This window comes from Micromonospora sp. WMMD710, from assembly GCF_029626045.1.
Lineage (GTDB): Bacteria > Actinomycetota > Actinomycetes > Mycobacteriales > Micromonosporaceae > Micromonospora.
Genome location: NZ_JARUBD010000001.1, coordinates 3,744,678 through 3,771,114 on the forward strand (window position 1 = coordinate 3,744,678; position 26,437 = coordinate 3,771,114).

Consider the following 26,437-nt stretch of genomic DNA (forward strand, 5'->3'; position numbering starts at 1 on the left):
CTCAGCGCGGTGGCAGGGTGAGGGTCACCGCGACCGGCAGGTGGTCGCTGGCCGTGCCGCGCGGCGCGACCGGGCCGGTCGCGCTCAGGCCGGGCGAGACGAACACGTGGTCGATCTGCTCCCGCGGGTCGTCGGCGGGACTCGTCGCCAACGGTCGGGCCGCCGCCAACGCGTCGATCAGGCCGACGCCGGTGAACTGGGCGAACGCCTCGTCGCCCGGCTGCGTGTTCAGGTCACCGGCCACCACCAGCGGCCGTCCGTCGGCGTACCCGACGGCGAAGTCGGCGACCGCGCGGGCCTGGACCACCGGGCCCCGGCCGGGCGGCGGTTGCAGGTGGGTGCTGACCACGGCGGTACGGACGCCGTCACCGAGGTCCAGGGTGACGGCGAGGGCCTGCGCTCCGGTGGGCGCGCCGACGGCGGCCAGCGGCAGCGTCCGCGGATCGCGCACCGGCCACCGGCTGAGCACCGCATCGCCCCAGACCGGGTCCGCAGCCGGCCCGAAGACGTACGGCATGCTTAGCCGATCGGACAGCAGGTCCAGGGTGTCGTGGCCGCCGTTGAGCAGCCAGGCCCGGTCCACCTCGCTGAGCAGCACCGCGTCGGGCCGCTGCCGCTCGATCGCGCCGGTCAGCCCGGCCAGGTCGAAGCGGCCGTCCAGCCCGAAACCCATCCGGATGTTGTACGCCACCACGGTCAGCCGCTGCGGCGGGCCGTCCCGGTTGCTGGCCACCGGCAGTTCGTCGGCGAGCAGCGGCGCCAGCAGGGCCAGCGCGGTGACCGACGCGGTGACCCGCAGCGGCGAGAACGGCCCGGCGACCCGGGGTACGGCGGGGCGGGCAATGAACGCCACCACGGCCACCAGAGCGGCGACCAGCACCGGCACCGCCGCGTTGGGGTAACCGAGGTCGTAGGCGGAGTAGTAACCGACCGCTCCGAGCGCGAAGACGAGCATCCCGGCGGCGGCCGCGTACCCCCGACGGGCCGCCCACCGCGCGCCGCCCGCCTCGTCGGCGGCCGTGCCCACGACGTCGGCGCTGCCGCCCGTGCCCACGACGTCGGCGCTGCCGCCCGTGCCCACGACGTCGGCGCTGCCGGCCGCGCCCGCGACGTCGGCGCTGCCGGCCGCGCCCGCGGGCTTGGTGCCCGTGGCGCCGGCGTCGTCGGTCAGGGCCAGGCAGGCGCCGAGACCGACGGCCGCCAGACCGACGGCCGGGAGCAGCAGGTCACCCCGGTCGAGGGCGAAGAGCACCGCGCCGGCCAGCATCGCCACCGGACCGAGCACCCGACCCCACCGGCGGGGTGGCGCGGTCAACGCGGCGAGCAGGAATCCGGCGACGGCGATCGGCACCGGTGCCATCCCGAACAGCGGAGAGCGGGCCACGCCGCCGCCGACCAAATACGACATCCCGGTCTGGGCCAGCGCCGGCGCGAGCGCCACCATGCCGGCCAGCAGCAACGCCGGCCCGGCCAACAGCCAGGCCCCCGCCCCGCTGCGGCTGACCGGCGGGGCGGGCACCGTCGTAGCGAGCAGGAACAGCGTCACCGCGACGGCGCTGAGCAGCCAGGCCACCCAGTCGCCCCGCCAGACCAGGTCGACGGTGTCGAGCACCGCGTGTACGGCCGCGTTGACCGCCAGGCCCAGCGCCAGGCCCGGCACCGGCCGGTCGGTGCCGGCGGCGACACCAACCAGCCACACCAGCCCGGCCAGCAGGCCGGCAGTGGCCAACCAGAGCTGCGCACGTCCGCCCGGAGCGGCGGTGAGGGCGAGGCGGGCACCGGCCAGCACGACGGCCGCGGCGACGGTGACCGGACGGGCGCCCACCCGGCGGACCACCGCCGGTGCTCCCAGCGCGAGGACGAACCAGCCGAGGGCGAAGGCGCCCATCAGCTCGGCGGGCGTGGACGCCGCCTGACCGAAGATGGTGATGATGCCGGGCAGCCATACCCGCAGCACGTCGATGAGCAGGAGTACGCCCAGCGCGAGCGACGCGCTGGCGAGTTGGCGGTAGCGCACCGGCGCCCCATTTCCCGTCGGCGGGCCGGCGGAGGGGGGGCCGGCACGGCGATTCTGCGCGCGCGGACCGACCCGGTCAACGATTCCGGTACGCCGAAAGGGCGCCCACCGCACGGGTGGACGCCCTTTCGACAGGGTTGGTCAGCGCTTGCTGGCCGCCTTCTTGGCCGGAGCCTTCTTCGCGGGCGCCTTCTTGGCCGCCGTGCTCTTGCTCGCCGCCGCGGTGGTCTTCTTCGCCGTGGTGGACTTGGTCGCCGCGGTGGTCTTCTTCGCCGCCGTGGTCTTCTTGCTGGCGGCCGTCTTGGTCGCCGTCGTGCTCTTGCTCGCCTTGGCCGGGGCGGTCTTCTTGCTGGCGGCCGTCTTGGTCGCCGTGGCGGTCTTGGTCGCCTTGGCCGGGGCGGTCTTCTTGCTGGCCGCCTTGGCGGTGGTGGCCTTCGTGCCGGCCGCCTTCGTGCCGGTGGTCTTGGCCGTCGCGGTGGCGGTCTTCTTCACCGCCGCCGTGGCCTTCGGCACCTTGCCGCTGGCCACCATCTCCTTGAAGCCGGCGCCGGGGCGGAAGGTCGGCACGGACGTCTTCTTGACCTTCACCGCCTCGCCGGTACGCGGGTTGCGCGCTGTTCGCGCGCCACGCACACGCTTTTCGAATGCTCCGAATCCGGTGATCGCCACCTTCTCGCCCTTGGTGACCGCCGCCTGGACCTCGGTGAGGACCGCGTCGAGCGCGGCCGTCGCCATCTTCCGGTCCCCCAGGCGAACAGCGAGCGCCTCGATGAGCTCGGCCTTGTTCACGACTTCCTCCCGATTGTGCAACTGACTCGACGCGAGCCATTCTGCGCGCACGGTATGCCCTGTGCTGCCGGGACACAAACATTCGGTGGAAAAAAGCCCTTGTGTCGTAACGGATTCACCCCTACCGGTCGGGCCGGTAGGGGTGAAATCGGCTGTGCGGTCGGACGTACGGCTATGCCACCGAGGGCAGGAACGGCAGTCGACGCGCCTCGTACGAGTCGATGTCGGCGGCGTTGCGGAGGGTGAGTCCAATGTCGTCCAGGCCCTCCAGCAGCCGCCAGCGGCTGAAGTCGTCCAGCGGGAAGGACCAGTTCGCGTCGCCCGCCCGGAGCTGACGGGCGGTCAGGTCGACGGTCACCGGGGTGGTCGGATCGGCCTCCACGAGGTCCCACAACTCCTCGACGGCTTTCAATTCCAACTCGACCGGCAGCAGACCTTCCTTGAGGGCGTTGCCGCGGAAGATGTCGCCGAAGCGGGGAGCCACGACGGCACGGAAGCCCCAGTCCCGCAGTGCCCAGACGGCGTGCTCCCGAGATGAGCCGGTGCCGAACTCCGGGCCGGCGATGAGGATCGACGCCCCGGAATAGGATTCATCGTTGAGCACGAATGCCGGGTCTTCCCGCCACGCGCTGAAGAGCCCGTCAGCGAAACCGGTCCGGGTCACCCTCTTGAGGTACACGGCCGGGATGATCTGGTCGGTGTCCACGTTGGATCGCCGCAGTGGCACGGCCGTACCGGTGTGGGTGGTGAACCTGTCCATCTCCTGGAGTCCCTTCTACAGGTCGGCGGGGGCGGCCAGCCGGCCGACCACGGCGGTGGCGGCGGCGACCGGCGGGGAGACCAGATGGGTACGCCCGCCCCGGCCCTGCCGGCCCTCGAAGTTGCGGTTGGAGGTGGAGGCGGAACGCTCGCCCGGCTTGAGCGTGTCGGGGTTCATGCCCAGACACATGGAGCAGCCGGCGAACCGCCACTCGGCGCCCGCGTCGGCGAAGACCTTGTCCAGTCCCTCGGCCTCGGCCGCCTCGCGTACGGCGGCGGAGCCGGGCACCACGAGCATCCGGACCCCGTCGGCGACCCGGTGGCCCCGCAGCACATCGGCGGCGGCCCGCAGGTCCTCCAGTCGCCCGTTGGTGCAGGAGCCCACGAAGACCACGTCGATGGGCAGCTCCCGCAGCGGCGTGCCGGGGCGCAGATCCATGTACTCCAGTGCGCGGCGGGCCGCGGTGCGCTCCGAGTCGGTGGTGAACTCCTCCGGGTCGGGCACCGGCGCGCTCAGCGGCGCACCCTGCCCCGGGTTGGTGCCCCAGGTGACGAACGGCGTGATCCGGCTGGCGTCCAGGGTCACCTCGGCGTCGAAGCGCGCGCCCTCGTCGGTGGGCAGCGTCCGCCACCACGCGAGCGCCGCGTCCCAGTCCGCGCCCCGCGGCGCGTTCGGCCGACCCTTGAGGTACGCGAAGGTGGTCTCGTCCGGCGCGATCATGCCGGCCTTGGCGCCCCACTCGATGGACATGTTGGCGATCGTCATCCGCCCCTCCATGGAGAGGGCGCGGATCGCCTCGCCGCGGTACTCGACGATGTGTCCGCGACCGCCGCCGGTGCCGACCTGCGCGATCAGCGCGAGCACCAGATCCTTGGCGGTGACGCCGGGGGCGAGCTGGCCGGTGACGGTCACGGCCATGGTCTTCGGCCGGCTCTGCGGCAGCGTCTGGGTGGCCAGCACGTGCTCCACCTCGCTGGTGCCGATGCCGAAGGCGAGCGCGCCGAACGCGCCGTGGGTGGCGGTGTGCGAGTCGCCGCAGACGATCGTCATGCCGGGCTGGGTGAGCCCGAGCTGCGGGCCGATCACGTGCACGATGCCCTGGTTGTCGTCACCGAGCGGGTGCAGCCGCACGCCGAACTCGGCGCAGTTGCGGCGCAACGTCTCGATCTGCGTCCGGGACGTGGGGTCCGCGATGGTGAGCAGGTCACCACGGCGGAGGCGGAACGCCGGGTCGGCGTACCCGGTCGGGGTGTTGTGGTCCTCGGTCGCGAGGGTCAGGTCGGTCCGGCGCACTCGGCGCCCGGCGAGCCGCAGCCCGTCGAACGCCTGCGGGCTGGTCACCTCGTGCAGCAGGTGCAGGTCGATGAAGAGCAGGTCCGGCTCACCGGCGGCGGACCGTACGACGTGCGCGTCCCAGACCTTCTCGGCCAGGGTCCTCGGTTGAGTGACTCCCACCATCTGGACATCCTAAATTCTGGGAGGTAAGTTTCGGCTTGTGGGACACAGTATGAGCGGTGTCGGCGTTCTCGACAAGGCGGTGGTCATCCTGGCCGCCTGCGTCGACGGCGCCAGCCTGGCCGAACTCGTTGAGCGTACGAAGCTGCCCCGGGCCACCGCGCACCGGCTCGCGCAGGCACTGGAGATCCACCGGATGCTGGTCCGGGACACCCAGGGCCGATGGCGCCCCGGCCCCCGGCTCGGCGAGCTGGCCAACGCCGCCCCGGACGTCCTGCTGACCGCCGCCGAGCCGCTGCTCGCCGCGCTGCGCGACGCCACCGGGGAGAGCGCCCAGCTCTACCTGCGCCGCGCCGACGAGCGCATCTGCGTGGCGGCGGCGGAACGCGCCAGCGGCCTGCGGGACACCGTCCCGGTCGGCTCGGTGCTGCCCATGACCGCCGGTTCCGCGGCCCAGATCCTGCTGGCCTGGGAGCCGCCGGAAGCGGTCATGCCCCTGCTGCCGCGCAGCAAGTTCACCGGCCGCACGTTGGCCGAGGTCCGCCGCCGGGGCTGGGCGCAGAGCGTCGCCGAACGGGAGGCCGGTGTGGCGAGCGTCTCCGCCCCGATCCGCGACCGCACCGGCAGAGTCATCGCCTCGGTGAGCATCTCCGGCCCCATCGAACGCCTGGGCCGCCGCCCCGGCGAACGCCACGCCATGGCGGTGGTAAGAGCCGGCCAACGCCTCTCCGGCCTCTAACTCGAAAATCGACCGTGACTTGACGTGCGGCAGCATCCCGCGTCGCGAAGCGGCGCGGGATGGGTGTTGTTGCGTGGTGCGTTAGGCGGCGAGGTCGAGGGTGACGCGGTAGCCGAGGGCTTCGAGTTGGTGGACGTGGTTGCGTTTGCGGCGTTCGGTGTCGGTGCGGCTGAGGTAGAAGTCGGCGCCGAGATCACGGAAGCCGGCTGCGGGGTCGGACAGAAGGTGCCAGATGATCGTCAGGACCGAGCGGCCGACCGCGACGATGGCGCGTTTGGCGCCGCGTCTTCGCGCGATGCGCCGGTAGCGTTCGCCGAGGAACGTGCTGGTGCGGGCGGCGGAGACCGCGATCTGTCCGAGGACGCGGGCGAGGTAGCGGTTGCCGTGCCCGGTTGATCCGGTGCCTTTGCGGCGGCCGGCTGATTCCTTGACGCCGGGCGCGAACTTGGCCCAGCCGGCGAGGTGGGCCGGGGTCGGGAAGCGGGTCATGTCCACGCCGATCTCGGCGATGATCGCGGCAGCGGCGGCCGGCCCGACCCCGGGGATCTCAAGCAGCCGGGCCGCCGCCGGGGCGAAAGGGGCCAGTTGCGCCTCGATCCGGGCGTCGACCTCGCGGATGTCGGCCTCGACCTGCTCGACGCGGGCGATCATCTTGCCCAGCAGGAACGCGTGATGATCGGTGAAATGACCGGTGAGAGCTTCCTGCAGGGCGGGGATCTTGCGGCGCAGGCTGGAGCGGGCCAACTCGGCCAGGGTGTGTGGGTCACGCTGCCCGGCGATCAACGCCGCCATCATGGCCCGCCCGGACGTGCCGAACAGGTCGCTGACCACGACCGACAGTTTGATCTGCGCGTCTTCGAGCAACTTCTCCGCCCGGTTGCGTTCCGCCCCCGCCTCAGCGATCAGATCGACCCGGTAGCGGGTCAGGTCCCGCAGCATCCGGATCGGCGCCGGTGGCACGAAACTCGGCCGGATCATCTGCCGTTCGGCGACCTTGCACAACCACACCGCGTCCAGCTTGTCGGTCTTCGGCCGGCCCGGTAGGTGTTTGACGTCGCGGGCATTGACCAGCCACACCTCGAACCCGTGCGCTTCCAACAGGTAGAACACCGGCTTCCAGTAGTCACTGGTGGCCTCCATAACCACCCGGGTTACCCCCAGCGCTGCCAGGCGCTCGGCCAGCCCGATCAGTGATCGGGTCATCGTCGGATAGGTCCGCACCTCCTGCAGCCGCCGTCCGGGCTTCGCCTCGTCCGGAACCCGTGCGCAGCACACCAACGACGCCTTGCCGATGTCCAACCCCGCCACACGCGTGATGATCTGCTCTTCATCCTGGGCCTGTTCCAGCAACCGAAACCCTCCCCACCAGCGCGAACATCAGGGCGGTCGCCCGCGGCAGCCACAGAACGGGTGAATCTAACTCGCGTGCTCGCAGCAACAGTGAAAGGCCCACAACGCGACTACCAGCGTCCGACTAACCCACGACCTCACACGGACCAAGGAGCGACGACGTCAGCGAGCGACCGACACGATTTTCAGCCCGGAACGGGCCACCTCGCCAGAGGCGACAAGGACTAACCCCCACCCTGCCCACCCTGACCCCGACCCACCCTGGCCCGCGTTGATCATGGGGTTGGCGTGACGAGCGACGGCGTGTCGCGTCCGCTAACCTCATGATCACCGAGGGTCGGCGGGGGACGGGACGGGAAAGGCTCACCTCGCGGAGCGAGGTGAGCCTTTGGTTTGTAGCCCCGACCGGATTCGAACCGGCGCTACCGCCTTGAGAGGGCGGCGTCCTGGGCCGCTAGACGACGGGGCCAGAACTTCCTGTTCACCGCCCTCACGAGCGGTGCCGCTGTAGTCTAGCGGCACCATCGTCGGGCGCTTTGCACGGGGTGCGGGCCGCACAGGGGGCCGGATCCCGGACACGAAACAGCCCGCCTCACCAGGTGAGACGGGCCGTGCACGATGTAGCCCCGACCGGATTCGAACCGGCGCTACCGCCTTGAGAGGGCGGCGTCCTGGGCCGCTAGACGACGGGGCCAGAACCACTTCTGCTCCCCCACCCTTGCGGGCGGAGGAGCTGCACTCTACCAGAGACCACTCTCCGCCCCCGGAGGGGCGGAGTCGAACTCCGCCAGAATCCAGCGTCCGGAATTCTCGCGAATTCCAGCTGCGCTGGGGTACCAGGACTCGAACCTAGACTAACTGAACCAGAATCAGTCGGGCTGCCAATTACCCCATACCCCATTGGCCCCTTGCGGCGCCGGGAGTGAACTTTACCCTCCCGGTGCCGACAGGCCAAATCCGATCCCCCCGAACCGCCCTTGAGCTGCGGAAACAGGGGCATCCGACGGATCAGGCGACGGGGACCACCGGGTTGCTGAGCTCCCCGATGCCCTCGATCCGCACGGTGACCGTATCCCCCTCAACAAGTGGGCTAACCCCCGCCGGCGTGCCGGTGAGCACCACGTCGCCGGGCAGCAGCGTCATCACGTGCGAGATGTACGACACCAGACCCGGCACGTCGAAGACCATGTCCTTCGTCCGGCCGAGCTGGCGTACCTCCATCTCCTCCGGGTTGCGACCCACCTCACAGCGAATCTCCAGATCGGAGACGTCCAGCCCGGTGGTGATCCACGGGCCGATCGGGCAGAACGAGTCGAAGCCCTTGGCCCGGGTCCACTGCCCGTCGGACCGTTGGAGATCCCGAGCGGTGACGTCGTTGGCGCAGGTGTAGCCGAAGACGGCGCGTTCGGCGGCGGCCCGGTCGGCGCGGCGCGCGCCGGGCGCGCCGATCACGACCGCCAACTCCGCCTCGTGCTCGACCTGCTTGGAGAAGATCGGCAGCCGGATGGCGTCCCGGGGGCCGATCACCGAGGTGGACGGCTTGAGGAAGAGCAACGGCTCCTTGGGCACCTCGTTGCCGAGCTCGGCGGCGTGGTCGGCGTAGTTGCGACCGACGCAGACCACCTTGCTGGGCAGGATCGGCGAGAGCAGCCGGACGTCGGGGAGGGCCCAGCGGGCCCCGCTGAAGGAGAGATTGCCGAACGGGTGGCCCTCGATCTCGGCGATGGTCAGGCCCTGCGGCCCGGCCTCCGGCTCGCCTTCGACGGCACCGAACGACATTCCCTTGGCATGAGCGAAACGAGCGATACGCACCCGGCCAATCTAGCCCCGCCGACCCGCTCAGCGGCCAGGACGGGCCGCCGGGTGTGCGCAACCCGTCAGGGCGCGCACCCTACCCGAGGCGGTGGCGACCGGGGCCGACTTCCGCACTTCGTACCCGCACGGAGGTGACGCGCCCCTAGCGTCGGCTCCGGAGGTTCGTTCGTATGCCTGCATCGACACGACACCACAGAGCCCTCGCAGTGTTCGTGCACTGCCTCGGCATCCTCGCCGCACTGCCGGCGCTGCCATCGGCGGCACCGGAGGAGGCGGCAGCCGCACCACGACCACCGGCGGCCACGCCAGCACCGGCAGCGGCCACGCCACCGGTCCCCGGCGCTGCGTCACCGGTGGCGGTGGCCGCACGGGCGAGCGCGGAACCCACCCCACCCTCGGCGCCGCCGGCGGTGGCACCGCCCTCGCCCACGCCGGCGGCGAGGCTCCCGCAGCCGGTCACGGTGGCGGTCGCCCCGGAGAGCAGTCCGGCGCCGAGATACCGGATCCACGTCCGCAACGTGGGTAACTCACCCATCGACACGACCGTCCGCCAGGAGCTGCCGCCCGGCGCCTCGGCCACCGCGATCACGGCCGGCGGTCGATCCACCGGGGGCGGCTCCGCCAACGAGGTGACCTGGCGGTTGCGGCTGCCCGCGCACAGCAGCACGACGTTGGGCACCGCGCTCGCCGCGACCGCGCCCGGCCAGCCACTCACCGCGCCGGCCTGCGCGTTCACCAGCGACGGCAGCCGCCCGTACGACTGCGCCACCGCCACCTGGCACGGCGCCGCGGCCCCGGCCGAGGTCTCCGAGGCGCCGGCGTGGCGGCGGTACCCGGTGCTGCTCGCCGGGCTGGCCGTCCTGCTGCTGATCGCCGCCGGCGCGGTCGGGTTGTGGCGGTGGCGCCGCGGGCGGCGCAGGCTGACCGCCGCAGCCCTGGCCGGTGGTGCGGGATCTGACGGCGGACGCGGGACGATCTACCCGCGCCCGGCCACCCCGACCCCGCCGAGGCGTCGGCGTACCCCGCCGGTCTGGTTGCTGGTCGGTGCGGCCGTGGCGGTGCTGGCCGGAGTGGTCGGCACGGCGGGCTGGACGGCGACCCGGCGGGTCGCGGCGATCGACACCCAGAAGCAGCCGACCAGCGGCGCGTGGCGGGGCACGGGTGTCTCCGGGCCGATGGGGGTGCCGCTGCGGGAGTCGGCGTTCGAGTTCACCGTGTACCGGATGTCCTGCGGCGTGCCCGGCACGGCCCGGTCGGCCGACGGCGGCGGTGCGGCTCCCGCGTCCGGTCAGCGTTGTCAGGCCACCGTGGGGGTGCGCAACATCACCGGTGCCCAGCAGCCCTGGCACGGCCAGCTGCAACGGGCCTACCTGCCGGGCGGGCGCTGGGTGAGCACCGACGAGTCGGCCACCCGGTCGGCGAACCTGGGTCGGGACGTCTTCGCCGATCCGATGGCAGCCGGCAGCAGGGTGGTGCTGCCGCTGGTCTTCACCGTCGACGGGCGCGACCCGCCCCGGCAGCTGGAGCTGCGCAGCGGGGTGTTCTCCGCCGGCGTGCGGGTGGACATGCCCTGACCGGCGGGTGGGCGGCGGTCGTACCCTGGGGTCCGTGACCGCCGCCCTCTCCCCCGCCGTGCTCGACGTGGCGGCCTGGCAGGCCCGCCGCCGGGCCCACGAGCAGCGGGTCGACGTGTGGCTGACCCCACACCTGGCCCGCCGCCGGCGGGGTGAGCGGCATCCGGTGGCCGACTTCCTGTTCACCTACTATTCGCACCGCCCGGCCCAGCTGCGCCGGTGGCATCCGGGCGCGGGGGTCGAGCTGCACGATGCCGATCCGGCCGAGTTCGGCCGGGACTACCGCGCGACCGCCGCCGGGGTCACCGTCGACACCGATGGGGTACGCGCGCGGCGCGGTGAGTCGATCGCCTGGATCCGCGGCCTGCTGTCGGCCACCGCCGGGCGGACGCCGCACTTCGGCTGCTTCGGGATGCACGAGTGGGCGATGGTCTACCGGCAGACCCGCGAGGAGCTGCGACACAACGCGTGGCCGCTGCGACTGACCCCGGAGCGGACCGCCGCGATCGTCGAGGAGCGGGGCGTGCGGTGCAGCCACTTCGACGCGTACCGGTTCTTCACTCCGCCGGCCCGGCCGTTGAACCTGCTCACCCCGACCCGGGAGACGCAGCACGCGCACGAGCAGCCGGGCTGTCTGCACGCCAACATGGATCTCTACAAGTGGGCGTACAAGATGTCCCCGCTGGTGCCGTCCGAGCTGGTCGCGGACTGCTTCGAGCTGGCCCGGGACATCCGCACGCTGGACATGCGGGCCAGCCCGTACGACCTGTCCGGCCTCGGCTACCCGCCGGTCCGCGTGGAGACCGTCGACGGCAGGCACGAGTACGTCCAGGCCCAGCGGTCCTTCGCGGAACGCGCCGAACCCCTGCGAGCGCGCCTGATCGCGGAGTGCGAACGACTCCTGCCGGCGTAGCGCCGTCGCGATCGGGCTCCGGTCCGGGCTGCGACGGGTGGCCGGCGTCTAGGCGGTGCGGGACCGCAACCCGTCGAGGAGCAGCGCGACCACGGCCTCCAGATCGTCGTCGAGGCCGGGTTCGCTCCACTCGCTGCGGTGCGACGGATGGTGGAAGCGAGCGGTGGCCTGCAACAGCGCCCGCCCGGCCACCGCCGCGTCGGGCACGGCGAAGTCACCGGCCGCCACCCCGTCCGCGACGATCATGCTGAGCTGACCGGCGAGCACCTCCAGGTGGTTCGCGACCGCGCCCTCGGAGAGTGTGGCGAGCTGGTGGAAGTTGTCGAACAGCTCCGGGTCCTCCCGGGCCATCCGCCGTTTGGTGCCGCTCAGCTCGGCCAGCCACCGACGCAGCCGCTGCGGGGCTGCTTCGGGGCTGGTGGCCACCTCGATCAGCGGTGTGGAGACCCGGGCCAGCCAGCGTTCGGCCACCGCCTCGCGGAGCGCGGCCTTGCTGGCGAAGTGCCGGTAGACGCTGCCGTGGCTGACGCCCAACGCGCGGGCGACGTCCAGGACGGTGGCCTTGGCCGGCCCGTACCGGCGCAGCACCTCCTCGGCGGTGTCGAGGATGCGGTCGGCGGTCAGCGCGGTGGCGTCGCTCATGAGCCCAGCCTCCCTGACCGCCGGGACGGCCGTGGCACGACCCCCGGCCGGTGGTCGTGCCCCGGCCGGGCGGTCATGCGCGCTCGCTGTCCAGGTGCGCCATGTGCGCCTCGTCGTACCGGGTGCCGGCAGCCGCACCGACGGGGACGGCGGCCTCGATGGCGGCCAGGTCCGCCTCGGTCAGGGTGACCGTCGAGGCGCCCAGCGCCTCGGTGAGCCGCTCCCGGGTGCGGGCGCCGATCAGCGGCACGATGGTCGCGCCGCGGGAGAGCACCCAGGCGATGGCGATCTGTGCCACGGTGACGCCGCGCGCCTCGGCGATGGCGCGCAGCGCGTCCACCAGGGCGAGGTTGCGGTCCAGGTTCGCGCCGGCGAACCGGGGCAGGTGGCTGCGGAAGTCGGTGCCCGCGGTCTGCCGACCGGGCGTCCAGTGGCCGCTGATCAGGCCGCGGGAGAGCACCCCGTACGCGGTGATCCCGACGCCCAGCTCGCGGGCCGTCGGCAGGATCTCGGCCTCCGGGTCGCGGGAGATCAGCGAGTATTCGATCTGGAGGTCGCTGATCGGGTGCACCGCGTGTGCCCGGCGCAGCGTCTCCGCGTTCACCTCGGACAGGCCGATGTGCCGGACGTGACCGGCCTTGACCAGCTCGGCCAGGGTGCCCACCACCTCCTCCACCGGGACGTCCGGGGTGATGCGGGCGGGGCGGTAGATGTCGACGTGGTCGGTGCCGAGCCGACGCAGGGTGTACGCCAGGAAGTTCTTGATCGCGACGGGTCGGACGTCGTTGCCGTTCCACCCGCCGTCGACGTCGCGCAGCGCGCCGAACTTGACGCTGATCAGGGCCCGGTCCCGGTCCCGGCCGCGGAGCGCGTCGCGCAGCAGCAGCTCGTTGTGGCCCATGCCGTAGAAGTCGCCGGTGTCCAGCAGGGTGATGCCGGCGTCCAGGGCGGCGTGGATGGTGGCGATGCTCTCGGCCTCGTCGGCGGCGCCGTAGAGGTCGGACATGCCCATCAGGCCGAGCCCGAGCGCGGAGACGGCGGGACCGGTCGTGCCGAGGGTGCGGATGTCCATGGGTCTTCCTCTCACATGGGGTGACCCACTCACCGTACATCCTTCGGCTGACAGATTCCAGATTCTGTCATCGGTGAGATGGCGGTCTCCCCGCCCGAGCACGGATTGAGCTACTCGCCGTCGACGCGACGGTCGCGCTTGCGCTGGGACTGGCGCTTCTTCTGGGCCAGCCGGCGCTCCTTCGCGCCCCGCGACGGGCGGGTGGCCCGACGAGGCGGCGGTGGCGGCGCGGCGGCCTCCCGCAACAGCGCGGCCATCCGCTCCCGGGCCGCCTCCCGGTTGGCCAGCTGCGCCCGGTGCTCGCTGGCGGCGATCGTCAACACACCGTCCACCAGACGGTTCGCCAGTCGGGCCAGCGCCCGTGACCGGACCGACTCCGGCACGGCCGGAGAGTTGGCGAGGTCGTAGCTCAGCTCGACCCGGGAGTCGGCGGTGTTCACACCCTGCCCACCCGGCCCGGACGAGCGGGAGAAACGCTCCCGCAGCTCGCCGGCGGGGACGACCCACCGGTCGGTCACCCGCAGTCCGTCGTCCACGCCCCGAGGCTAACGCCCCACGACCCGCCGGAGGTCAGCGGTGCGCAGACTCACTCTGCGTCGTCGACGGGCTGGGCGCCGGGCCGGCGGTCTCGTCGTCGGCGCCCACCGCGGCGTACGCCACAGCACCGAAGAGCAGCAGCCCGATCACCGCCGCCTTCACGGCGACGCCACGGATCAGCAACCAGGCGCCACGGCGTGCCGTGGGCACCGTCTTCTTCACCGTCTGGTAATCGGCCCACCCGCGTCGCGCCCGGGCGTACGCCGACCCCACCGCACATCCGATGACCAGGCCCACCAGCAGGAGGACCGCAAGAAGGGGACTCTCCACCTCCGCCAGTATTCACACCGAGCGTAATATTTCCATGGCCCGATACCGCCGGGCCGGATATCCGACAGTCGCGCCCGCCCCATCGGGCGTCCGGGCAGCTCAGCCGCCCTTGCCGATGATCGTGTCGGCGGTCTGCTGCACCTGCTCGATGGGAATGGCGAAACCGATGCCGATCGAGCCGTTGCCGTCGATCGTGGCGATCGCGGTGTTCACCCCGACCACCTCACCGCGCGCGTTCACCAACGGGCCGCCCGAGTTGCCGGGGTTGATGGACGCGTCGGTCTGCACGGCGCTGTGCCGGTTGTTGCCCAGCCGCACCTCGCGGTCCAACGCGCTGACGATGCCGGCGGTGACCGTCCCGGACAGGCCGAGCGGCGAACCCACCGCCAGCACCGGCTCACCGACGCGGGTGGCGCCCGGCTTGGCCAGCGGCAGCGGGCTGAGCCCGGCCGACGGTGGCACCTTCAGCACCGCCAGGTCGCTGCGCGGTTCCCGGCCGACGACCTGGGCGGCGAACCGACGGCCGTCGGGCAGCTCCACCGTCACCGGCCCGCCACCGCCCTTGGCCAGGATGTGGTCGTTGGTGATGAGGTGTTGCTGGTCGTCCACGGCGAACCCGGAACCCGTGGCGGAGGCGCCGTTCCCACCGCCGGCGAGCACCGACACCACGCCGGGCACGGTCCGCTCGGCGGCGGTGACCAGTTCCGCCGGCACCGGTGCCGCGGATGCGGCGGCCGGGCCAGCGCCGCCGTCCCGGCCGGCCACCACGCCACCGGCCACGGCACCCGACACGGCGGACAGCGCCACCACCGCCAGCGCGGCGAGGAGTCGGCGTGGTCGCCGCCCGCCCGGATCCCGACCGGCCCCGGGCGCGTCCCACCACCCGCGCCCGTCCGGGTCGAGTTCCGGCGAGATGAACCAGGGACCGCGCGGTTCGCCCAGTCCGGTCTGCACTGCCATGCGTACTCCTCACGGTCGACGTCGGTTGAGCGCGGCGGTCAGGGCAGTCGGGAGAACCAACGCATCGAGCCGGCGGCGGCACCCATCGCGAACACCAGTCCGAGGCCGATGAACCGCGCCGACACGTCCTGCCGTTCGGTGCGGTAGCCGACCGAACTGCCGATGTCGTCGTAGACGGCGCGCAGTTCGTCGGTGGTGCTGGCCTCGTGGAACATCCCGCCGGTCTCGTCGGCGACCGCCCTGAGGGTCTGCCCGTCGACCGGCACCTGGATCGGCCGCCCGCCCCGGTCCACGAACCCGGACGGGGTGCCGAAGGAGATCGCGTGCACCGGCACCTTCGCCGCCACCGCGTCCGCGGCCGCCTCCATCGGGTCCATCCCGGACGTGTTGGCCCCGTCGGAGAGCAGGATGATCCGGGCCGGCGGCGGCTCCTTCGCCGCCTGGCTGTCCAACCCCTTGACTGCGCCCAGCGAGGTGTTGATGGCCTCGCCGATCGCGGTGCCCTGCACCCCGGTGACCCCTTCGGCGAGCCGGTCGATCCCCTCGTCCAAGGCGTCCCGGTCGGTCCCCGGGGGCACCAGGACCGCGGCGCTGCCGGCGAACGCGACAAGGCCCACGTTGAACTCGTCGGGCAGCCCCTCGACGAAGCGGCGGGCCGCCTGCTTGGCCGCGGCCAGCCGGTCCGGATCCACATCGGTGGCGAGCATGGAGGTGGACACGTCGACGGCCACCATCACGGTGGCACGTTCCCGGGGCACCCGGACCTCGGCGGTGGGCCGGGCGAAGCCGACCACGAGAAGGGCCAGCATGGCCAGGAACAGGCCGGCCGGGACGTGCCGGCGCCAGGCCGGTCGCTGCGGCGCCACCCGGTCCAGCAGCCGCAGGTTGGTGAAGCGGACCGCGTAGCGGCCGCGTCGCCGCTGCACGACCAGGTACGCGACGACCAGGGCGAGAACCCCGAGGAGCAGCCAGAGACGCAGCGGCGACTGCCAGATCACGCGGCACCTCCCCGGGCCGCCCCGGCGGGCGCGGCGGCCATCCGGCGCTGGGCGTGCACGTGCCGGACGATGTCCGCGCTCCAGTCCCGGTCGGTGCGCAACGCCAGGTGGCCGGCCCCGCTGCGACGCAGCGCCTGGTGCACCTGGTCGCGTTGGGCGACGGCCGCCTCCGCGTACCGTTCCCGCAGCCCACGGTCCGATGTGCACACCTCGCGGTGCCGGCCGGTCTCCGGGTCGACCAGCGTGATGATGCCGACGTCCGGCAGCTCCAACTCGCGCGGGTCGGTCACCTCGATCGCCAGCACCTGGTGCCGCACGGCGAGCCGGCGCAGGGTCCGCTCCCACGGAGGCGGCTGGCCCGGGTCGTCGGGCAGACCGTCGAGGAAATCGGAGACCACCACGACCAGCCCCCGCCGGTTGGCGGTCCGGTGCAGCGCGTCGAGCCCGTCCACCAGTTCCGGCTGCGCCGACGGCCCGCGCCCCGACCGGTCGGCGGGCGCGGTGGCACGCGGGGCCGCCAGCAACGCGCGCAGCAGGCCCAGCAGATGGGTACGCCCGCTGCGCGCCGGAAATCGGCGTACCCCGTCGGCGCTCAACACCTGCGCGCCGAGGCGGTTGCCGACACCGGCCGTCAGGAAACCGATCGCCGCGACCGCGGCCACGGCCAGTTCGCGCTTGTCCAGCTCGGCGGTGCCGAACTCCATGCTGGCGCTGGCGTCGACCAGCAGCCAGGTGGTCAGTTCCCGGTCGGCGTCGACCTGCCGGACGTGCGGCACCGCGGTCCGGGCGGTCACCGCCCAGTCCATCCGGCGAACCTCGTCCTCGCCGGGCCGGTACTCCCGGCTGCCGGCCGGTTCGCTGCCCGGGCCGGGTAGCAGGCCGCGGTACTGGCCGTGCAGGAGGCCGTTCAGCCGGCGGGTGACGGTCAACTCCAGGCGACGCAGCCGCTGATCCGGTGCCAGCTCGACCAGTCCGGGGTCGGCCGGCACGCCGACACTCGCGCGTCTCATGCCGTCGCCAGGTCGGGGGTCTGCTGCGGGTGTCCGTTCGCCAGCCGGGGAGGTGGCACCGCCTCGACGAGTCGCCGGACCACGCTCTCGGCCGACACTCCGTCGGCCACCGCGTCGAAGGAGAGCACCAGCCGGTGGGCGAGCACGTCGACGGCCAGTTCGCGGATGTCCTCGGGCAGCACGTACTCCCGCCCGCGCAACAGCGCCTGGGCCCGGGCGGCCGCGACCAGGCCGAGGGTGGCCCGCGGGCTGGCACCGTACGCGAGCATCGGCGCGATCTCCGCCAGTCCGAACCGGCCCGGGTCACGCGTGGCGAGGATGAGCCGGACCACGTACTCGGCCAGGGCGTGGTGGACGAAGATCCGTTCCGCTCGGGCCTGCAGGTCGAGCAGCCGTTGCGCGTCGAGCACTCGGCGCGGGGTCGGCCGATCGGTGCTCATCCGGTAGAGGATCGCCAGCTCGTCGGCGTCACTGGGGTAGTCGACTACCACCTTCATGAGGAACCGGTCGCGTTGCGCCTCGGGGAGTTGGTAGACCCCCTCGGATTCGATCGGGTTCTGGGTGGCCAGCACCAGGAACGGCGCCGGGACCGGCCAGCTGCGCCCGCCGATCGAGACCTGCCGCTCGGCCATGGCCTCCAGCAACGCCGACTGGACCTTGGCCGGGGCACGGTTGATCTCGTCGGCCAGTACCAGGTTGGCCATGATCGGGCCCAGCTCGATGTCGAAGGTCTCCTTCGAGGCCCGGTAGATCCGGGTGCCGACGATGTCCGAGGGCACCAGGTCCGACGTGAACTGGATCCGGGAGAAGGTGCCGCCGACCACGGTGGCCAGGGTCTGCGCGGCGAGCGTCTTGGCCACGCCGGGCACCCCCTCCAGGAGGCAGTGCCCATTGGCGACCAGTGCGGTGAGCAGGCGTTCGACGAGCCGATCCTGCCCGACGATCACGCGTTTGACCTCGAAGAGGGTCTGTTCCAGCTCGACGCCGGTCGGTTCCTGATCGACCGGGCTGGGCATGCTGGCCAGGGTGTCCGAGATGTCCGTCACGGTGCTTGCTTCCCGTGGCGGGGGGCCGGCAAACGTCGGATTGTGAGCGCCGGACGGGTCCGTCGCGGGCCGGACGGGGATGCACCGCCCGGACGGGGGACGACCGGCACGAGCCGGTCAGCAGGGACACGACGGACACGAGTCGGTCAAGGACCGGCGGGCCAACCAGGCACGAGTCGGTCGACGACCCGGCGGGCCGACCAGGCACGAGTCGGTCGACGACCCGGCGGGCCGACCAGGCGCTAGCCGGTCGACGACCCGGCGGGTCGGCCTCGGCCTACGGTGAGCGGGCACGGGTGCGGCCCCCGCGTACGAGACGCGGGGGCCGGGCCCTACTCCGTCAGGGAGTGTGGGTGAGCAGGGTGAAGCCCAGGTCGGCCGGGGTGCCGGACGAGTTGCGGGTCTGGATGAAGACCGCGTTGGGCGTGCTCAGCCGCGGGGCGACCGAGACCTCTCCGGCCGGCGGGATGCAGCAGGAGTCGGAGCGGGAGATGGTCGCCAGGAAGGCGCCGGCCGACACGGTGTAGCCGAACTGCACCTCGTACTGTCCGGGGCCGTACTTGAGCACGGTGCCGGTGCCGCGGGCCTTGGTGCCGTTGGAGTTGACGACCGTGTAGACGGTGGTGGCGACCAGGGTGGTGGCCCCACCGGCCTTCAGCGCGGCCTGCGCCTTACGCGCCGACTCGGCCGTCACCGGCGGCTGGTTGTCTACGCGCTTCGCCGTCGGCTGGACAGCCTGCTGCGGCGCCTTAGCCGAGGGCTGGGCAACAGCGATCCCGCCCCCGGCTAGGGTCAGCGCCAGGACGGCGAACGTGACCGCCGCCGCCTTACGTCGGAAGGATGTGTTCATGACAGGTCCCCCTTGTGTGACCGTGCGAATTCGGCCGACCCGCGGGGCGGGACGGATGATTGCCTGAAAATAGGTTTACGACGGATAAAGGAAGTGGATTCCTCGACGATCCACATCCCACCTGAGCTGGGGTTACTACTCAGAGTTGCGTCGTTTAGACCAGATGGAACGTAGCACCATAAAAAGCCGAGCGTCAATAGTTGATCACACTTTAGTGAGCTGTCGGTCAGCCGTCAGTTAATTGTGAAAGGTGAGCGCATCACCATTCATGAAATGCGTCGACCGCTCCCACTAGGCTGACCGCCATGATCGTCGACACCTCGACCGCGCCGCTCCGACGCCCCCGCCGGCGGGTCGGCACCGTCCTCAGCTGGTTGGCGGTCGGACCGGTGGCCGCCTGGGCCGCGATCCGGATCGCCGGCCTCGACCGGGGGCCGCTGGTGCAGGCACTCGCCTTCACCCCGTACGTCGCGGGATGGAGCGTGCTGACCCTCGCCCTCGCGGTCGCCCTGCGGCGCTGGTGGTCGGCGGCGGTCGCGGCACTGGCCGCCGTGGCGCTGCTCGGCGTGGTCGCGCCCCGGGCGCTGGCCGCCCCGCAACCGGCGGCGACCGGCCCCACCGTCCGACTGCTCACCGCCAACCTGCTCGCCGGCGCCGGGGACGCCCGGACCCTCGTCGACCTGGTCCGCACACACCACGTCGACGTGCTCACCGTGCAGGAGTTCACCCCGGACGCGCAGGCCGCCCTGGACCGGCTCGGCCTCGACCGACTACTTCCCCACCGGCAGCTCAACCCCCAGGACGGCACCCCCGGGTCGGGGCTCTACGCACGCTGGCCGATCAGCGGTGCCGGCATCCGGCACAACCGTGGCGGCTGGGGCTTCAGCCAGGCGTACGGCACGCTGGCCGTCCCCGGCGCACCTCCGGTGCGCGTCGAGTCGGCCCACCCCTCGGCGCCGTACGCAGTGGATCAGGTCGACGCCTGGCGGGCCGACCTGACCGCCCAGCCACCGGCCACCCCGGATGGTGAACTGCGAATCCTCGCCGGGGACTTCAACTCCACTCTCGACCACAGTCCGCTGCGCGCCCTGCTGCGCACCGGCTACGTCGACGCCGCCGACGCCACCGGTGAGGGACTGACCGGCACCTGGGGCCCGTACGACGGCGATCTCATCCCCCCGGTCACGATCGACCACGTGCTTGTCGACCGCCGCATCGCCGTCCGCGCGCTCAGCGTGCACACCCTCCCCAACAGCGACCACCGCCCAGTCCTCACCACCCTCACTCTCCCCACCCCTCGCGATCTTGCACTTCCTGCCCCGAGGTAAGGCGCATAAGCCGTGAATCAACGACAGAAGGTGCAAGATCGCGAAGGCTGTCAGACACGGGTGGGGGCTAGGCCGTAGGTCAGGGCGTCCACCAGGGCGTGCCAGCTTGCCTCCACCACGTTGGGGTGGACGCCTACCGTGGTCCAGTCGCGGCCGGTGCCGTTGGCCGTTTCCAGCAGGACCCGGGTGACCGCGCCGGTGCCGTGGTTGCCCTCCAGGATGCGCACCTTGTAGTCGGCCAGCTCGAAGTCACGCAACTGTGGATAGTGCCGGGCCAGCCCCACCCGCAGCGCCTCGTCCAGGGCGTTGACCGGGCCGTTGCCCTCGGCGGTGGCGATCACGCGTTCGCCGCGTACGCGGATCTTCACGGTCGCCTCGGAGACCACGGCCCCGTCCTCGCGGTGTTCGACGAGCACCCGGTACGACTCCAGGGTGAAGGGTCGGGCCGGGCCGCCCTCCGGCAGTTCGGAGCGGACGAGCAGCTCGAACGAGGCGTCGGCGGCCTCGAAGGACCAGCCATCGGCCTCCAGTTCCTTGATCCGCTTGGTGACCCGGGTCAGCGCCTCCGGACGGCCGGCCAGGTCCAGGCCGAGCTCACGGCTCTTGAGCTCGACGCTGGCCCGGCCGGCCATCTCGGTTACCAGGATCCGCATATCGTTGCCCACCACCGACGGGTCCACGTGGTTGTAGAGCAACGGGTCGACCTTGATCGCGCTCGCGTGCAGCCCCGCCTTGTGAGCGAATGCTGCGGCCCCGGCGTACGCCTGGTGGGTGTCGGGGGCGATGTTGGCGATCTCGGCGATGGCGTGCGAGACCCGCACCATCTGTTCCAGGCAGCCGTCCGGTAGGACGGGCATACCCAGCTTGAGTTGGAGGTTGGCGACGACGGCGAAGATGTCGGCGTTGCCGGGGCGTTCGCCGTACCCGTTGGCGGTGCCCTGGACGTGGCGGACGCCCGCTTCGACGGCGGCGATCGTGTTGGCCACGGCGCAGGCGGTGTCGTTCTGGGCGTGCATGCCGAACAGCTCGGGGTCGACCCCGAGCCGGTTGGTCAGGTCGAGGATCACGGCGGTCACCTGGGACGGCAGCATGCCGCCGTTGGTGTCGCAGAGCACCATGCGTTCGGCGCCGGCGGCCAGCGCGGTCTGCACCACGGAGGCCCCGTACGCGGGGTCGTGCCGGTAGCCGTCGAAGAAGTGTTCGCCGTCGACGAAGACCCGACGGCCCTCGCGGACGAGGTGGGTGACGGTGTCGTGGATCATCGCGAGGTTCTCCGCGCCGGAGGTGCGCAGCGCACGCTCAACGTGCCGGATGTCGGCCTTGGCGACCAGGGCGATCGCCGGGGTCTGCGCGTCCAGGAGGCCGCGCACCTGGGGATCGTCGGCGACGGCGACACCGGCCTTGCGGGTGGCGCCGAACGCGACGAGTACGGCGTGCCGCAGGCTCAGCTCGGTGTGTGCCCGGCGGAAGAACTCGGTGTCCTTGGGCACCGCCCCCGGCCAGCCGCCCTCGATGAAGCCGACGCCGAACTCGTCGAGCAGCCGGGCCACCGCCAGCTTGTCGACCACCGAGTAGGTGAGCCCCTCGCGCTGGGCGCCGTCACGCAACGTCGTGTCGTAGACCTGGAACGTCATCAGGATCCTTTCTCGGAGCAACAAAAAGACCCCCCGCGGATGCGGGAGGTCTGCGCGCTCGGCCGAGGGGAGGGCCGGCGCGCTAGGTCGCAATAATCAGGGCGGTGCTGGTCATGCCGTTACTCTGCCACCCCTCTCCCGGTTTTGGGAGAAACTATCCACATCGCGGGACGCTGGCTGAGGATTCGTTCATTCAGAACCATCGCTCGTGATCGGCTTCACAAGCCATCAGGCCGCGCACCGGCAGGAGCAGCCATGCGGCAGCATCTGGAACGGATCCAAGGATGGCCACCGCGCCATCCGCAAGGAGGACGTGTGCTCACCGTCAGTGACCGCTTACCTGAGCACGAACTCTTCGCCGGCGTATCGCGGGGCGCCAACAACGCGTCCGAGACGATCAACCACACGTCCCACGAGGGCACGTGGCGGCCGGTCTCCGTCGGGCCGGTGGAGCGCGCCTCCATCAGCCCGGCGGAGGCCGTCGACCGGGACGCACAGCTCCTCGGCAGCGGGGTCTGAACCATGGGCCTCGACGCGATCAGGGCGGCCCTTCCGGAGTACGCCCGGGACATCCGACTCAACCTCGACTCCACCATCGGCACCTCGGCGCTGAGCCCGGTGCAGGCGTGGGGCACGGCGCTGGCCTGCGCGGTCGCCGCCCGCAACCCGGTGGTGCTCCGCGAGATCGCCGCCGAGGCGCTCGGTCACCTCGGACCGGAGGGCGTCGAGGCCGCCAAGGGCGCCGCCGCCATCATGGCGATGAACAACATCTACTACCGGGCCACGCACCTCATCGGCGACGACCAGTACGCCTCGATGCCGGCCCGACTGCGGATGCAGATCACCGCGAGGCCGGGCGTGGACAAGGGCGACTTCAAGCTGTGGTGCCTCGCCGTGTCGGCGATCAACGGCTGCGGGATCTGCATCGAGACGCACGAGAAGAGGCTGCGTGCCACCGGCTGCACCCCGGAGCAGATCCACGAGGCGCTGCGGATCTCCGCCGTCGTGCACGCGGCGGCCGTCACGCTGGACGCCGAGGCCGCGCTGACCTGAGGCGCGCGTACGCCCGTCGCCGCTTCCGGGCCCCGACCGCCGCCTCAGGCGACGCGCTGCTCGCGATTCTCTGGATGTGGCGGCTCCGTTTTGGGCGTCATGCGCATGCCCAGCGTCGTACCGGTACGGATCAGTCCGATCGATCAGTCGCCCGGATCACGCGTACCTCCTGAACTCCGAGCAGCCCGGTGAGGAGGACTCGCCCCTCTCGCTGGGTCGGATCGACGGTAAAACCTCCGTCGCGGAGCAGGCCGAGCAGCATCTCGGCCAGCGGCATCACCATGTGCCGGCCCCAGCACCGCTCTGACACGTGGCCGAAGGGTAGGTAGCCGGGGGTGTTCTCCGGGTCCAGGTCGTTCCACCGTTCCGGGCGGAACTCGTCAGGCGCATCCCAATTTTCTGGGTCGCGATGGCTGACGAGTGGAAGCACGAGGACGTCGTCGCCTTCGCCGATACGTGAATCGATGATCGGATACTCCGGAGAGGCGTTGCGCAGCATGTTCCACGAGGGCGGGAGCAGCCGCATCGATTCCCACAGGATGTTCCGGTTGGAGACGTCCGGTCGGAACGGCGCGCCGAGCCAGAGTGCGTTGGCGACCAGGGTGGAAATTGTGAAGCACACCGGCGCGGCGGTTCGGCGGTACATGCCCATGGCGAACCGACGTTCCCGATAACCCGCAGCTTCGGCGGTCACGCTCGCCAGGTTGCCGATCGGTTCGGCGGCCTGCGGCCATCCGGGCAGCGCGGCGCCTACCGCGATGACCGCCGAGGTCAGTTTGGGGGTCAGCTCAAGCGCTCGGTTCATGAGGAGCTGAAATCGGACGGGGTCAGCGCCGAGGATCAGGTCGCGCAGGTACACGTGCCCCACGTGCGGCCAATTTCCCGAGAGGTCGACGTCCGTGGGTGCGTCATTTTTGAGCGCGACGCGTACGTCGCGGCCCACGGCCTGCATCATCGTGGCAGCCAGATTGCGGGTGATGGACCTGCCGAGCAGTGGCTTGAAGGTGGGACGTTCGACCTCCGTGGCTGGGCGGGCGCCGAGGATCCGGTCCATAAGATCAGGACCGGCGACTCCCACCGTGTCCGGCTCCAGACGAAAGACGTCTTCGCCACGATGGTCGTCAAGGAGCGCTTGGAGCCGCGGGGCGAAGGTGGTGCTCCGGCCAGATGGTCCAGCACTGGTGATGCTACGCATTGCTCCTCCACAAAGCCCCGGCCCGTGCCCTGTCACAGGGCACGGGCCGGGTTGGGGCGTCTAGTACCAGAGGTACCAGGCGTGGGCCTTGAGGCTCTTCTTTGCCGCGAGGCGACTCTTGAGAGTGAACAGCGCCTTCATGCTGCGTGATCCTTCCTTTTGGCGACTATCCCGATCGCTGATGTCGCGACCGAGGTCCACAAAAAAGACTGGATCATGGCCAAACCAGTTGGGTAGCAGAAAGGTTACAATGCGGCAAAACGCCACCTCCTCGCTGGACGTCGACGGGGGCGACGGCGGCGACGGCGGGCGCTTTTGACCTTCCGGCCGTTACCGTGTCAGCGTGGACGCCATCGACGACAACCGACACATCCCGCTGCCCGCGACCTTCAACTTCCGCGACGTCGGTGGCTATGTCGGCCACGAGGGCCGCACCGTACGCCGGGGCCGGCTCTACCGGTCCGACTCCCTCCACCGCCTCGACGAGCAGGACCGCGACGCGTTCGCCGCGATCGGCATCCGCACCGTCATCGACCTGCGCCGCCCCACCGAGGTGCAACGCGACGGTCGGGTGCCGGCGTACCAGGGGCTGGTCTACCGGCACATCCACCCGGAGCACACGGACTGGGCCGAGACGCCGCACGAGGAGGGCGCCAGCCTGGCCCGCTACCTTGCGGACCGGTACGCCGACCTGGCACAGACCGGCACCGCCGGACTGGCCGAGGCGGTCGGGCTGATCGCCGACTCCACGAACGCCCCGGTGGTGGTGCACTGCGTCGCCGGCAAGGACCGCACCGGCATCGTGTGCGCGCTGACCCTCGCCGTGCTGGGCGTCGACGACGCCGACATCACCGCGGACTACGCGCTGAGCAGCGAGGCGTCCGCCCGGTTCAGTGCCTGGCTGGCCGAGACCACGCCCGGCGGGGTGGACGTGCCGGCGCCGTTCCTGGCCTCGCCCGCTGAGGCGATGCAGATCTTCCTGGACGAGCTGCGCGCGGGGCACGGCTCGATCGAGGCGTACCTGCGGCACGCCGGGGTGACCGACGCGCAGCTCGCGGCCCTGCGCGAGCATCTGCTCGACGAGGCTTAGACCGCCGCGCTGACCGGCCCGTCCGTCCGGGACGGGCCGGTCAGCGGCGGACGTCAGAGGACCTGGTGCACCCAGCCGTGCGGGTCGGCGGCCTTGCCCCGCTGGATGTCGACCAGCTGCTGGCGCAGCGACATGGTCACCCGGCCGGGCTCGCCGCCGCCGATGAGGAACTCGCCGTCGGGGAATCGGACGCCGCCGATCGGGGTGATCACGGCGGCGGTGCCGCAGGCGAAGACCTCGCGGAGCCGGCCGCTGGCCGCGTCGGCCTGCCAGTCGGCGAACGTGACCGGCCGCTCCTCGACCCGGTGCCCGGCCTCGCCGGCCAGCGTCATGATCGCGTCGCGGGTGATGCCCGGCAGGATCGTGCCGGTCAGCGGCGGGGTGACCACCGAGTCGTCGTCGTAGACGAAGAAGACGTTCATGCCGCCCAGCTCGTCGACGAAGCGGCGCTCCACCGCGTCCAGGAAGACCACCTGGTCGCAGCCGGCCTCGATGGCCTCGGCCTGAGCGGCGAGGGACGCGGCGTAGTTGCCGCCGCACTTGGCCGCCCCGGTGCCGCCGGGCGCGGCCCGGGTGTAGTCCGGGGAGACCCACACGGTCACCGGCTTGACCCCGCCGGTGAAGTACGCCCCGACCGGCGAGGCGATCACCATGTACAGGTATTCGTTGGCCGGGCGGACGCCGAGGAAGACCTCGCTGGCGAACATGAACGGCCGCAGGTAGAGGCTGCCGTCCTCGCCGGTCGGGATCCACTCCCGGTCGATCTCGATGAGCTTGTGCAGCGAGTCGACGAAGACCTCGGGCGGCAGCGCCGGCATCGCCATCCGCTGCGCCGACGTGACGAACCGGGCGGCGTTGGCGTCCGGCCGGAACATGGTCACGCCCCCCTCGGCGGTCCGGTACGCCTTCAGCCCTTCGAAGATCTCCTGCGCGTAGTGCAGAACCGCGCTGGCCGGGTCCATCGGGATCGGCCCCCGCGCCTCCACCCGGGCGTCGTACCAGCCCTTGCCGTCGGCGTACCGGACGGTGACCATGTGGTCGGTGAACACGCGGCCGAACCCGGGGTTGGCCAGCAGGGCGGCCCGGTCGGCGGCCGATACCGGCGCGGGATTCGGACGGATCTCGAAGTCGAGCTTGTCACCACCGCTCATCGCGCTGACCTCCCTGCGGGACAACGGCATGCGGGATCGCACACCGACATGGCTGTGCCAGAAACTTACCCCGAACGGTCGTTCAGCGGGTAGCGCCGCTCGGGCGGGGCCGGGCCCGGCCGACACCTG

25 protein-coding genes and 3 tRNA genes are annotated in these 26,437 nt (G+C 71.7%); 7 read left to right on the forward strand and 21 right to left on the reverse strand.

Annotated features, from left to right (window positions below; genetic code table 11):
• Position 1: 1 nt before the first annotated feature.
• From O7620_RS17180 to leuC, 4 genes are all read right to left on the reverse strand, one after another.
• Positions 2-2,017: an endonuclease/exonuclease/phosphatase family protein gene (locus tag O7620_RS17180; RefSeq protein ID WP_278123779.1), complete on the reverse strand. Its 2,016-nt coding sequence runs from the start codon at positions 2,015-2,017 to the stop codon at positions 2-4.
• A 141-nt stretch (positions 2,018-2,158) separates the two neighbouring features.
• Entirely contained in the window at positions 2,159-2,806 is a 648-nt protein-coding gene (locus O7620_RS17185) for an HU family DNA-binding protein (protein WP_347403773.1), read from the reverse strand.
• Positions 2,807-2,978: 172 nt separating this feature from the next.
• Positions 2,979-3,566: a 3-isopropylmalate dehydratase small subunit gene (gene leuD / locus O7620_RS17190; RefSeq protein WP_151489795.1), complete on the reverse strand. Its 588-nt coding sequence runs from the start codon at positions 3,564-3,566 to the stop codon at positions 2,979-2,981.
• A 15-nt stretch (positions 3,567-3,581) separates the two neighbouring features.
• A complete protein-coding gene (gene leuC / locus O7620_RS17195) occupies positions 3,582-5,024 on the reverse strand; it encodes a 3-isopropylmalate dehydratase large subunit (protein ID WP_278123781.1) in 1,443 nt (480 codons plus the stop codon).
• 49 nt (positions 5,025-5,073) lie between these two features.
• Between leuC and O7620_RS17200 the strand changes: the two genes are divergently transcribed.
• Positions 5,074-5,760 carry an IclR family transcriptional regulator gene (locus O7620_RS17200; protein ID WP_007456408.1) on the forward strand — a complete coding sequence of 229 codons (687 nt, stop codon included), beginning with the start codon at positions 5,074-5,076 and terminating at the stop codon, positions 5,758-5,760.
• An 81-nt stretch (positions 5,761-5,841) separates the two neighbouring features.
• Here the strand turns inward: O7620_RS17200 and O7620_RS17205 are convergent, their stop codons facing one another.
• The 5 genes from O7620_RS17205 to O7620_RS17225 form a co-directional block, all read right to left on the reverse strand.
• Positions 5,842-7,068, reverse strand: coding sequence for an IS110 family transposase (locus tag O7620_RS17205; RefSeq protein ID WP_278121797.1), 1,227 nt, complete (start codon positions 7,066-7,068; stop codon positions 5,842-5,844).
• Positions 7,069-7,506: 438 nt separating this feature from the next.
• Positions 7,507-7,579, reverse strand: a tRNA-Glu gene (locus tag O7620_RS17210).
• A 152-nt stretch (positions 7,580-7,731) separates the two neighbouring features.
• A tRNA-Glu gene (locus O7620_RS17215) sits at positions 7,732-7,804 on the reverse strand.
• Between the two features lie 134 nt (positions 7,805-7,938).
• Positions 7,939-8,010 (reverse strand) — tRNA-Gln (locus tag O7620_RS17220).
• A 108-nt stretch (positions 8,011-8,118) separates the two neighbouring features.
• Positions 8,119-8,922, reverse strand: coding sequence for a fumarylacetoacetate hydrolase family protein (locus O7620_RS17225; protein ID WP_278123782.1), 804 nt, complete (start codon positions 8,920-8,922; stop codon positions 8,119-8,121).
• Between the two features lie 173 nt (positions 8,923-9,095).
• On the opposite strand from O7620_RS17225, the gene O7620_RS17230 reads away from it, so the two are divergent.
• Both O7620_RS17230 and O7620_RS17235 read left to right on the forward strand, forming a co-directional pair.
• Positions 9,096-10,499 carry a hypothetical protein gene (locus O7620_RS17230; protein ID WP_278123783.1) on the forward strand — a complete coding sequence of 468 codons (1,404 nt, stop codon included), beginning with the start codon at positions 9,096-9,098 and terminating at the stop codon, positions 10,497-10,499.
• A 34-nt stretch (positions 10,500-10,533) separates the two neighbouring features.
• Positions 10,534-11,412: a 3-methyladenine DNA glycosylase gene (locus tag O7620_RS17235; RefSeq protein ID WP_278123784.1), complete on the forward strand. Its 879-nt coding sequence runs from the start codon at positions 10,534-10,536 to the stop codon at positions 11,410-11,412.
• 48 nt (positions 11,413-11,460) lie between these two features.
• Here the strand turns inward: O7620_RS17235 and O7620_RS17240 are convergent, their stop codons facing one another.
• The 9 genes from O7620_RS17240 to O7620_RS17280 form a co-directional block, all read right to left on the reverse strand.
• Positions 11,461-12,054: a TetR family transcriptional regulator gene (locus O7620_RS17240; protein ID WP_278123785.1), complete on the reverse strand. Its 594-nt coding sequence runs from the start codon at positions 12,052-12,054 to the stop codon at positions 11,461-11,463.
• A gap of 73 nt (positions 12,055-12,127) precedes the next feature.
• On the reverse strand, positions 12,128-13,126 hold the full coding sequence (locus O7620_RS17245) for an aldo/keto reductase (protein WP_278123786.1): 999 nt from the start codon (positions 13,124-13,126) through the stop codon (positions 12,128-12,130).
• A gap of 110 nt (positions 13,127-13,236) precedes the next feature.
• Complete coding sequence (arfB, locus tag O7620_RS17250) at positions 13,237-13,662, reverse strand: alternative ribosome rescue aminoacyl-tRNA hydrolase ArfB (protein ID WP_278123787.1); 426 nt, start codon at positions 13,660-13,662, stop codon at positions 13,237-13,239.
• Positions 13,663-13,696: 34 nt separating this feature from the next.
• Complete coding sequence (locus O7620_RS17255) at positions 13,697-13,993, reverse strand: hypothetical protein (RefSeq protein WP_151492551.1); 297 nt, start codon at positions 13,991-13,993, stop codon at positions 13,697-13,699.
• A gap of 99 nt (positions 13,994-14,092) precedes the next feature.
• Complete coding sequence (locus tag O7620_RS17260; RefSeq protein WP_151492552.1) at positions 14,093-14,953, reverse strand: trypsin-like peptidase domain-containing protein; 861 nt, start codon at positions 14,951-14,953, stop codon at positions 14,093-14,095.
• A 38-nt stretch (positions 14,954-14,991) separates the two neighbouring features.
• Positions 14,992-15,951, reverse strand: coding sequence for a VWA domain-containing protein (locus tag O7620_RS17265; protein ID WP_151492554.1), 960 nt, complete (start codon positions 15,949-15,951; stop codon positions 14,992-14,994).
• On the reverse strand, positions 15,948-16,940 hold the full coding sequence (locus O7620_RS17270; protein ID WP_278127041.1) for a DUF58 domain-containing protein: 993 nt from the start codon (positions 16,938-16,940) through the stop codon (positions 15,948-15,950). The genes O7620_RS17265 and O7620_RS17270 overlap by 4 nt, the downstream gene beginning before the upstream one ends.
• A gap of 17 nt (positions 16,941-16,957) precedes the next feature.
• A complete protein-coding gene (locus tag O7620_RS17275) occupies positions 16,958-18,007 on the reverse strand; it encodes a MoxR family ATPase (protein WP_278123788.1) in 1,050 nt (349 codons plus the stop codon).
• Between the two features lie 340 nt (positions 18,008-18,347).
• Positions 18,348-18,857: a hypothetical protein gene (locus tag O7620_RS17280; protein WP_151493043.1), complete on the reverse strand. Its 510-nt coding sequence runs from the start codon at positions 18,855-18,857 to the stop codon at positions 18,348-18,350.
• 305 nt (positions 18,858-19,162) lie between these two features.
• Between O7620_RS17280 and O7620_RS17285 the strand changes: the two genes are divergently transcribed.
• Complete coding sequence (locus tag O7620_RS17285) at positions 19,163-20,185, forward strand: endonuclease/exonuclease/phosphatase family protein (protein WP_278123789.1); 1,023 nt, start codon at positions 19,163-19,165, stop codon at positions 20,183-20,185.
• 50 nt (positions 20,186-20,235) lie between these two features.
• Here O7620_RS17285 and cimA read toward each other — a convergent pair whose 3' ends face one another.
• Positions 20,236-21,819, reverse strand: coding sequence for a citramalate synthase (gene cimA, locus O7620_RS17290; protein WP_278123790.1), 1,584 nt, complete (start codon positions 21,817-21,819; stop codon positions 20,236-20,238).
• Between the two features lie 315 nt (positions 21,820-22,134).
• On the opposite strand from cimA, the gene O7620_RS17295 reads away from it, so the two are divergent.
• Together O7620_RS17295 and O7620_RS17300 are read left to right on the forward strand one after the other, a co-directional pair.
• The gene (locus O7620_RS17295; protein ID WP_278123791.1) at positions 22,135-22,338 is read left to right on the forward strand and encodes a hypothetical protein; all 204 of its coding nucleotides are present in this window, start codon (positions 22,135-22,137) and stop codon (positions 22,336-22,338) included.
• 3 nt (positions 22,339-22,341) lie between these two features.
• Entirely contained in the window at positions 22,342-22,872 is a 531-nt protein-coding gene (locus tag O7620_RS17300; RefSeq protein ID WP_278123792.1) for a carboxymuconolactone decarboxylase family protein, read from the forward strand.
• A 130-nt stretch (positions 22,873-23,002) separates the two neighbouring features.
• On the opposite strand, the gene O7620_RS17305 is transcribed toward O7620_RS17300, so the two are convergent.
• Entirely contained in the window at positions 23,003-24,067 is a 1,065-nt protein-coding gene (locus tag O7620_RS17305) for a cytochrome P450 (RefSeq protein ID WP_278123793.1), read from the reverse strand.
• Between the two features lie 343 nt (positions 24,068-24,410).
• Between O7620_RS17305 and O7620_RS17310 the strand changes: the two genes are divergently transcribed.
• Positions 24,411-25,157, forward strand: coding sequence for a tyrosine-protein phosphatase (locus O7620_RS17310; protein WP_278123795.1), 747 nt, complete (start codon positions 24,411-24,413; stop codon positions 25,155-25,157).
• Between the two features lie 53 nt (positions 25,158-25,210).
• On the opposite strand, the gene O7620_RS17315 is transcribed toward O7620_RS17310, so the two are convergent.
• Positions 25,211-26,308, reverse strand: a complete 1,098-nt coding sequence (locus O7620_RS17315; RefSeq protein WP_278123797.1) for a branched-chain amino acid aminotransferase — start codon at positions 26,306-26,308, stop codon at positions 25,211-25,213.
• Positions 26,309-26,437 lie beyond the last annotated feature (129 nt).

Coding starts and splice junctions, on each gene's coding strand:
- leuD (WP_151489795.1), bottom strand. CDS start 3,566: ATGGACAGGTTCACCACCCACACCGGTACGGCCGTGCCACTGCGGCGA.
- leuC (WP_278123781.1), bottom strand. CDS start 5,024: ATGGTGGGAGTCACTCAACCGAGGACCCTGGCCGAGAAGGTCTGGGAC.
- O7620_RS17200 (WP_007456408.1), top strand. CDS start 5,074: ATGAGCGGTGTCGGCGTTCTCGACAAGGCGGTGGTCATCCTGGCCGCC.
- O7620_RS17230 (WP_278123783.1), top strand. CDS start 9,096: ATGCCTGCATCGACACGACACCACAGAGCCCTCGCAGTGTTCGTGCAC.
- O7620_RS17240 (WP_278123785.1), bottom strand. CDS start 12,054: ATGAGCGACGCCACCGCGCTGACCGCCGACCGCATCCTCGACACCGCC.
- O7620_RS17245 (WP_278123786.1), bottom strand. CDS start 13,126: ATGGACATCCGCACCCTCGGCACGACCGGTCCCGCCGTCTCCGCGCTC.
- O7620_RS17260 (WP_151492552.1), bottom strand. CDS start 14,953: ATGGCAGTGCAGACCGGACTGGGCGAACCGCGCGGTCCCTGGTTCATC.
- O7620_RS17280 (WP_151493043.1), bottom strand. CDS start 18,857: ATGAACACATCCTTCCGACGTAAGGCGGCGGCGGTCACGTTCGCCGTC.
- O7620_RS17285 (WP_278123789.1), top strand. CDS start 19,163: ATGATCGTCGACACCTCGACCGCGCCGCTCCGACGCCCCCGCCGGCGG.
- cimA (WP_278123790.1), bottom strand. CDS start 21,819: ATGACGTTCCAGGTCTACGACACGACGTTGCGTGACGGCGCCCAGCGC.
- O7620_RS17300 (WP_278123792.1), top strand. CDS start 22,342: ATGGGCCTCGACGCGATCAGGGCGGCCCTTCCGGAGTACGCCCGGGAC.
- O7620_RS17305 (WP_278123793.1), bottom strand. CDS start 24,067: ATGCGTAGCATCACCAGTGCTGGACCATCTGGCCGGAGCACCACCTTC.
- O7620_RS17315 (WP_278123797.1), bottom strand. CDS start 26,308: ATGAGCGGTGGTGACAAGCTCGACTTCGAGATCCGTCCGAATCCCGCG.